Consider the following 7,150-nt stretch of genomic DNA (forward strand, 5'->3'; position numbering starts at 1 on the left):
CCTACCGTGCTACGCATGACAACTTCCGAGACAGGCAAGGGACTTGAAGCCGCCAAGGCGGTCGTCGCCGACGACGGGGCACATGTCTTCCGCGGCTGGGTGCAGCAGGGCACGCACATGGCCCTGCCGGTGGCCGGAGCGGAGGGGTCGTGGTTCTGGGACTACGCCGGCAACCGCTATCTCGACTTCTCCTCCCAGCTCGTGTACGCCAACCTCGGGCATCAGCACCCGCGGCTGGTGGCTGCGGTCAAGGACCAGGCGGACCGGCTGTGCACCATCGCGCCGCACTTCGCGGAGGAGCGGCGCGCCACCGCCGCACGCAAGATCGCGGAACTGGCTCCGGAGGGCCTGAACCGGGTGCTGTTCACCACCGGCGGCGCCGAGGCCGTGGAGCACGCCGTGCGGCTCGCGCGGCTGCACACGGGCCGGTTCAAGCTGCTGGCCGCCCACCACTCGTTCCACGGCGCCACCTCGACGGCGATCCAGCTCACCGGTGACCCGCGCCGGTGGCGCAACGACACCGGTACGGCCGGGGTGGTGCGGTTCTTCCCGCCGTACCTGTACCGCTCGGCGTTCTACGCCGAGAACGAGGAGCAGGAGTGCGCGCGGGCGCTGGAGCACCTGGAGCAGGTGATCGTCCTGGAGGGGGCGAAGACCATCGCCGCGATCGTGCTGGAGCCGGTCGGCGGCACCAGCAGCGGCGTGCTCGTGCCGCCCGACGGCTATCTGGCCGGCGTACGGGAGCTGTGCGACCGGTACGGGATCATGCTGATCCTGGACGAGATCATGGTCGGCTTCGGCCGCACCGGCGCCTGGTTCGCCTCCGACCACTGGGGCGTGCGCCCGGACCTGATGACCTTCGCCAAGGGGGTCAACTCCGGTTACGTGCCGCTGTCGGGCGTGCTCGTCTCCGACGAGATCGTGGAGACCTTCAGCAAGACGCCGTATCCGGGCGGGTCGACGTACTCGGGCCACGCGCTGGCCTGCGCCGTGGCGGTGGAGGCGATCGACACGATGCGCGACGAGGGGCTCGTGGAGCACGCCGCGCGGCTCGGCCGCGAGGTCTTCGAGCCGGAGCTGACGAAGATGGCCGAGCGCCACCCCTGCGTCGGCGAGGCCCGCGGCATCGGCGCGATCTGGGCGCTGGAGCTGGTGAAGAGCAAGGACACCAAGGAGATGTACGTCAACTACGACACCCCGGACCGGCTCACACCGCCGGGTGCGGAGCTGATGGGGGCGCTGATGAAGCGGGGGGTGAGCGCGATGGTGTACATCAACCGGCTGAACATCACGCCGCCCTGCAACATCAGCGAGGAGGACGCCCGTGAGGGTCTGGCCCGGATCGACGACGCGCTGACGGTCGCGGACGCGCGCGTGGCGTGACGGCGGGGACACCGCTTCCGTTCCTCCGTCTCCCGTCCGTGCGGGCGCGGGACGGGGGAACGGGTCGCCGGGTCAGCCGAAGGGCAGGACCAGCTCTCCCGCGACGGCCGCCACGCAGCAGTACATGATCAGTCCCAGCAGGACCATGCCGCCCAGCAGCAGGCGGCGCAGCTGACAGCAGCGCAGAAACCTGGCGAATCGCTTCGACCCGTGTTCCAGCTGCTCGACGCGGGCGGCCAGCGCGGTGTCACCTCCCATCCCGGTGCCGATGGCCGGCCCACCGGAGTCGGAAAGGCACTTCACCAGGGCGCTCGCGACGACGCTGGGCGCGGCGAACGCCAGGGCGGCCTGGTCCGCCGACAGTTCCTGACGGGTCTTCACATGGTGTGCGACGACGCGCGGGCCCGGCACGAACCACAGGGTGGAGGCGACCGTCTCCACGACGAGCCGCCCCAGCGGATGCCGGCGCCGGGCGTGGTGCAGCTCGTGCCCGAGCACCGCGGCCAGTTCCTCGTCGGTCGTCCGCCGCGCCAGGCCGGTGCTGACGGCGACCACGGGCCGCACCAGGCCGTGTGTGAGGGCGACGGGGTCGTCCACGTCGAGCTGGACGACCCTGACATCGTTATCAGGCCCACCGAGGCGCCGTGCGATCGCGAGCACCCGTTCGGAGGGCGGCAGGGCGTGTCCGCCGATCCACCGGGCGGCCCGCCGGGCGGCCAGGAGCCCGCGCACCGCGACCGTGGCGGCCACCGCGGCGGTCACCAGCGCGACCGCGGCCCCGGCGCCGAGCACCACGGCGTTGAGCGCGTCCGCGACCCCCCGGCTCGGGCCCACCCGCGGCCAGTGCCGCCAGAGCCGCAACAGCGTGTAGACCAGCACGTCGCACGTGATCAGCCCGGCCAGGGCACACACGGCGAGCCCCACCCGGGCGGCGGGGACACGTGGCATGCCGTCACGAAGCCGCACCAACAAGACTCCCCCGTACCGTCGTGATCGTGTCTGCCTGTCAGGTGTTGTCGGAATCCGCCTGCACGAGCTTCATCAGGCGGGAGCGGAGCTGGGGCTCCGCCTGGCACTGGTCGATGAAGTGGGCCACCGCGGAGACCCCGTGGTCCCGGATGACGTCGCGCACGGCGAGATCGGCCGCGTCCGTCACCATCGCCTCGTACGCGAAGCCACGGCCCTCCTCCGTGCGGCGCAGCACGTTGCGCCGGCTGAGCCGGTTGAGGACCGTCATGACGGTGGTGTAGGCGAGGGGTTCCGACCGCCCGCGGTTGACCTCCTCAAGCACCTGACGCACGGTCAGGCGCCGGTCGGCCCGCCACAGCACGGTGAGGAGCTCGGCGCCGAGCGGCCCCAGGGCCTTGACCAGTTTGCCGGCTTCGCTTGGGTTCATGGGCCATCACGGTCCTGTGCTGTTCGCGCGGTGACGGGCACCGAGACGGTTGCGGCGCATGGCCTCGAGCCGGACCATGCCGACCACCACCACACCGAATCCGTACCAGACCAGGTCGTGGTAGAAGTCGAGGGACGTGCCCTGGGAGTGCTTCCACATGTCCAGGAAGAATCCGGCGAGTTCACCTCCTCCGCCGACGACGAGCAGCGTGCCGGCCACGCGGAACCCGGGGACGCTCCACTGGGTGGCGCCGGCCGCCACGGTGATGACGGCGCCCAGCCAGATCCCGAGGTGAATGCTCCACAGCGAACTCGGTGGTTCCACGACGAAGGAGACGTTCTTCGCGTGCCAGTACGTGTCGTACGCCTGACCGAAGAGGTAGATCACCACGCCGGCGAAGGCCAGGTACCTCCGCCAGCCGAGCGGGTCGGTGCCGGGGGAGCCGGAGGTCCGCTGTCCGACGGCCACCCGCATGCCTGTCGATTCCATACCACCACCGTGCACCGGTGAGCCGTGACGGCGTGATCCGACACCGGCGAGTGCGATCGGACTGCCCGATCGGGCACCCCGGGCTTCGTCGCCGCCGGACCCGAAGGCGCGGCCCTCGGAGCCTGGGCGGCAACGGCCGGGGAAGCCAGGGTGGGCGCATGCTCTCAGCCTTCACTCTCGCCCATGTCGTCGGACACGGTTCGGGCCCGATCCCCCGTACGTACGCGCTGATCGCCGGGGCGACCGCCCTGTACGCGTCGTTCGACGCGCTGCGGCTGCGCTGGCAGGAGCGCCGCTTCGACGAACGCCGGGTCTGGCGGACGGTCCCGCAGCCGCTGACGCTCGCCGTCGACCATCCGCTGCTGCGCCGCACGCTCCGGGTCGTGGGCGCGGCCCTGGCCCTGTTGACGCTGACCGTGCTGACGACGGGTTACGGCGGTCACGAACTGGGGCCCGCCATGGTGTACGTGTTGTTCTGGGTGGGACTGGTGCCCGCCTCCCTGCTGCTGGGGCCCGTCTGGCGGCTGCTGAACCCGCTGCGCTCCGTGCACGAGGTGGTCTGCGCGCTGACGCGTGTCCCGCCCGACGAAGGGCTGCGCCGGCTGCCGGACCGGGTGGGTGTGTGGCCCGCCGCCGTGGGTCTGCTCTGCTTCGGGTGGCTCGAACTCGCCGCCCCGGGACGGGGGTCCGCGTCGGCCGTGCTGCTGTGGCTGTGGCTGTACGGGGCGGTGCAGCTGGTGGCGGCGACGGTGTACGGCTCGCGCTGGTTCGCCCGCGGTGACACCTTCGAGGTGTACTCCTCGATCGTCGCCGCCATGTCGCCGCTGGGCCGCTCCCCCGACGGCGACCGGCGCCTGGTCCTGCGCAACCCCTTCAACGGGCTGGCCGGCGTGCGCGACCGGCCGGGGCTGACCGCCCTGGTGTCGGTGATGCTGGCGCTGACCGCGTTCGACAGCTTCGCCAACACGGACGCCTGGAAGGCGGCGAGCGACGGGCTGCCCGAGTCGCCGGCGCGCACGGCCGGGCTGGTCGGCACGGCGCTGCTCATGCTGGGTCTGCTGCGGCTCTCGGCATGGGCCGCGCGGCGCCTGTCGCACGGTGCCCCCTGGAGCGCGGGCCTGATGGCGCCGTCGCTCGTCCCGGTCGCCGTGGGCTACGCGATCGCGCACTACGCCTCGGCACTGATGCTGGAGGCGCAGCGGTTCGTCGACGTCTTCTTCGTCTCGGGGGAACCGCTCGCCACTCACCACGGAGGCGCTCCCGCCGTGCAGTACGCGCTGCCGTCGGCGGTCGTGCTGGCCCTGCTGCAGGTGGTGTCCGTGGTCACCGGGCACGTCCTGGGCGTGATCGCGGCCCATGACTCCGCCGTGGGCGCCCTGCCCAGCGGACGCAAGGTCTGGCCGCAGGTGCCCTTGTTCGTGTTGATGATCGCCCTGACGCTGGGTGGGCTGACGCTGCTGCTCAGCGGGTGAGGGCTGCCGCCCAAGGGAAGGGGTCCGGGGGACGGGTGCCGTCCCCCGGACCCCTTCGGCGTGCCTCACTCCTCGTACTGCCGCACCAGCCGGGCGAGTTCGGTGAGCTCGGCGACGAGGGCCGCCGTGAACGCCTTGCGCGTCGCGGCGGAGTGCCGGTTGGCGCTGAAGCCCACGGTGAGGTTGAGCCGGCCCGCGACCACGAACCCGACCACGTCGATCAGCCGGAACCGGGTACCGGTGTCGCTGCGCTGCCTGCCGTAGGCCATGCGCGGCACGCTCAGCAGGTCGCTGCGCAGGAACACCTCGTCGACCTGGCCGAGGTAGTTGACGCCGAGCTGTGCGGCGGGCAGGCCGCGCAGCGCCGCCGCCTCGGGCCGGCCGGACAGGTACGTCAGCAGTCCGTGTCCGGCCCCCCGGCCCGGCTGTGCGTCGACCTGGTCCCGCACCCGGCGCAGCGCGTCGTCGGCCGGCAGCGCGGGGTCGTGGTCGAACAGCACCGGTACGAGCGTGGAGAAGCGGCCCACGGTGCGGCTGACGTTGGCGCCCGGGACCGGCAGGTCGCGCCCGTGCCGTTCCAGGTCGACCAGGACGCGTCGCGCGCCGTCCTCGTCGGGGTACGCGGTGTGCAGGGCGCGCAGTGCCGCGGAGCACAGGACTTCGGACAGGTCGGCCCGGATGTGCCGGGGCAGCAGGTGCACCAGCGCGTCGGTCACGTCGCGTTCGACGCGCACGGTGACGTTCTCCAGCGACTCCAGCGAGTTGGGGCCCTCCGTGCCGTCCACCGGGACGGGCGTGGGGTTGCGGCGGGCCTCACTCGCCCAGTGGCCGGTCTCGGCCGTCACCTCCGGGGAGTTCGCGTACTCGGCGAGCCCTCGGGTCCAGGCGCGGAACGACGTCGTGCGCGGCGGCAGCAGGCCCTCGCCGCCGGCCTCCAGGTCGGCGTAGCAGCCGAGGAGGTCCTCCAGCAGGATGCGGCCCGAGTAGTGGTCGACGGCCAGCCAGTGCGCGAGGAACAGCACGCAGTGCGGCCGGTCGCCCATGTCGAAGTAGGCCAGGCGCAGCAGTGGTCCACGGCCGAGGTCGAGGCTGGCCTGGAGCTCGTCGCTGATGGCGACGCTGTGCTTCTTCTGGGCCCGGCTGTCCAGGTGCGACAGGTCGTGCACGCTGAACGGCAGTTCGTCCGCCTCGTCGAACGGCGCCACCTGGGCCTCCCAGTCGCCGCCGTCGTCCTGGGCGAAGCGCAGCCGCAGCGCGTCGTGGTGCTCCAGGACGCGGCCGAGCGCCCGGGCCAGGACGGCGGGGTCGAGCGGCCGCTGCAGCGCCAGCAGGAAGGAGGCGTCGTTCCAGTGGTGGCGGCGCGGCAGGTCCTGGGAGAGGAACCAGCGCTGCGAGGGCGTCATGCCGGTGGGGCCCACCGGGTCGTCCTGCGTGGAGCCGGCCGGTGCCGAGTCCACGACCAGGGCCTGTCGGGTGATGGTGGGGTGGGCGAAGACGTCGGCGAGTTGCAGGCGCAGGCCGTGCCGGTCGGCGGCCGCGGTGGCGCGCAGGGCGAGCAGGGAGTCGGCGCCGAGCTCGAAGAGGTTGGCGGTGGTGGACAGCGGTTCGGCCGGGTTGAGCAGTTCCGACCAGACCTGCACCAGGGCGTGCTCGACCGGACCGGCCGGCGGCGTGTAGCCGGTGGCGGTCTGGGCCTGGGAGGGGGCGGGCAGGGCCCTGCGGTCCACCTTGCCGTTGCCGCTGAGCGGGAACTCCTCCAGCACCACCAGCACCGGCGGCACCATGTAGGCGGGAATCCTGTCCCGCAGCCAGGCACGCAGCTCCTCGGTCTCCGCCTCCCCGTCCAGGGTCACGTAGGACACCAGCCGCTTGCCGGACTGCCCGACACTGTCGGTCACCGTGACCGCACCGCTCACCCGCGGATGCGCGACCAGCGCCGCGTCGACCTCCCCCAGCTCGATCCGATACCCGTTGATCTTGACCTGCTGGTCCTCACGCCCCAGGAACTCGATCGTCCCGTCCGGCCAGAACCGCCCCAGATCCCCCGTCCGGTACAACCGCTCACCCGTCCCCGGATGCACCACGAACGACCGCGCCGTCTTCTCCTCGTCCTTCCAGTACCCCAACGCCGTCCCGACACCACCGATATAGATCCCACCCGTCGCATACGGCGGCCGCACCCGCATCCGTCCGTCCAGCACATGCATCGACTGATTCGCCAACGCCGTCCCGTACGGAACACTCACCCACCCCGGATCCACCCGGGTCACCGGATAGTGCACCGACCAGATCGACGCCTCCGTCGCCCCACCCAGACTCAGCACACGAACCCCCGGAAACACCTCCCACGCCCGCTCCGGCAACGACAACGGAACCCAGTCACCCGACAACATCGCCACCCGCAGACCCG

The 7,150-nt window shown here is 72.0% G+C and carries 6 protein-coding genes and 1 pseudogene; 2 read left to right on the forward strand and 5 right to left on the reverse strand.

Annotated features, from left to right (window positions below):
• The first annotated feature begins 15 nt into the window (after positions 1 to 15).
• Positions 16 to 1,383, forward strand: coding sequence for an aspartate aminotransferase family protein (locus H0H10_RS30320; RefSeq protein WP_188184342.1), 1,368 nt, complete (start codon positions 16 to 18; stop codon positions 1,381 to 1,383).
• Between the two features lie 72 nt (positions 1,384 to 1,455).
• Here the strand turns inward: H0H10_RS30320 and H0H10_RS30325 are convergent, their stop codons facing one another.
• From H0H10_RS30325 to H0H10_RS30335, 3 genes are read right to left on the reverse strand one after another with little or no spacing between them, the layout of a single operon-like run.
• Positions 1,456 to 2,331 (reverse strand): M56 family metallopeptidase, encoded by an 876-nt coding sequence (locus H0H10_RS30325; protein ID WP_188184343.1) that lies wholly within the window; start codon positions 2,329 to 2,331, stop codon positions 1,456 to 1,458.
• 58 nt (positions 2,332 to 2,389) lie between these two features.
• Positions 2,390 to 2,779: a BlaI/MecI/CopY family transcriptional regulator gene (locus H0H10_RS30330; protein WP_188184344.1), complete on the reverse strand. Its 390-nt coding sequence runs from the start codon at positions 2,777 to 2,779 to the stop codon at positions 2,390 to 2,392.
• Between the two features lie 6 nt (positions 2,780 to 2,785).
• The gene (locus H0H10_RS30335; RefSeq protein WP_188184345.1) at positions 2,786 to 3,268 is read right to left on the reverse strand and encodes a hypothetical protein; all 483 of its coding nucleotides are present in this window, start codon (positions 3,266 to 3,268) and stop codon (positions 2,786 to 2,788) included.
• 158 nt (positions 3,269 to 3,426) lie between these two features.
• On the opposite strand from H0H10_RS30335, the gene H0H10_RS30340 reads away from it, so the two are divergent.
• A complete protein-coding gene (locus H0H10_RS30340; RefSeq protein ID WP_188184346.1) occupies positions 3,427 to 4,740 on the forward strand; it encodes a hypothetical protein in 1,314 nt (437 codons plus the stop codon).
• 65 nt (positions 4,741 to 4,805) lie between these two features.
• Here H0H10_RS30340 and H0H10_RS30345 read toward each other — a convergent pair whose 3' ends face one another.
• Together H0H10_RS30345 and H0H10_RS41320 are read right to left on the reverse strand one after the other, a co-directional pair.
• Entirely contained in the window at positions 4,806 to 6,866 is a 2,061-nt protein-coding gene (locus tag H0H10_RS30345) for a condensation domain-containing protein (RefSeq protein WP_373566922.1), read from the reverse strand.
• Positions 6,867 to 7,133 (reverse strand): annotated as a pseudogene (locus H0H10_RS41320) (AMP-binding protein); the annotation flags it as partial.
• Positions 7,134 to 7,150 lie beyond the last annotated feature (17 nt).

The sequence above is a fragment of the Streptomyces griseicoloratus genome, assembly GCF_014534645.1.
Classification (GTDB): Bacteria; Actinomycetota; Actinomycetes; order Streptomycetales; family Streptomycetaceae; genus Streptomyces; species Streptomyces griseicoloratus.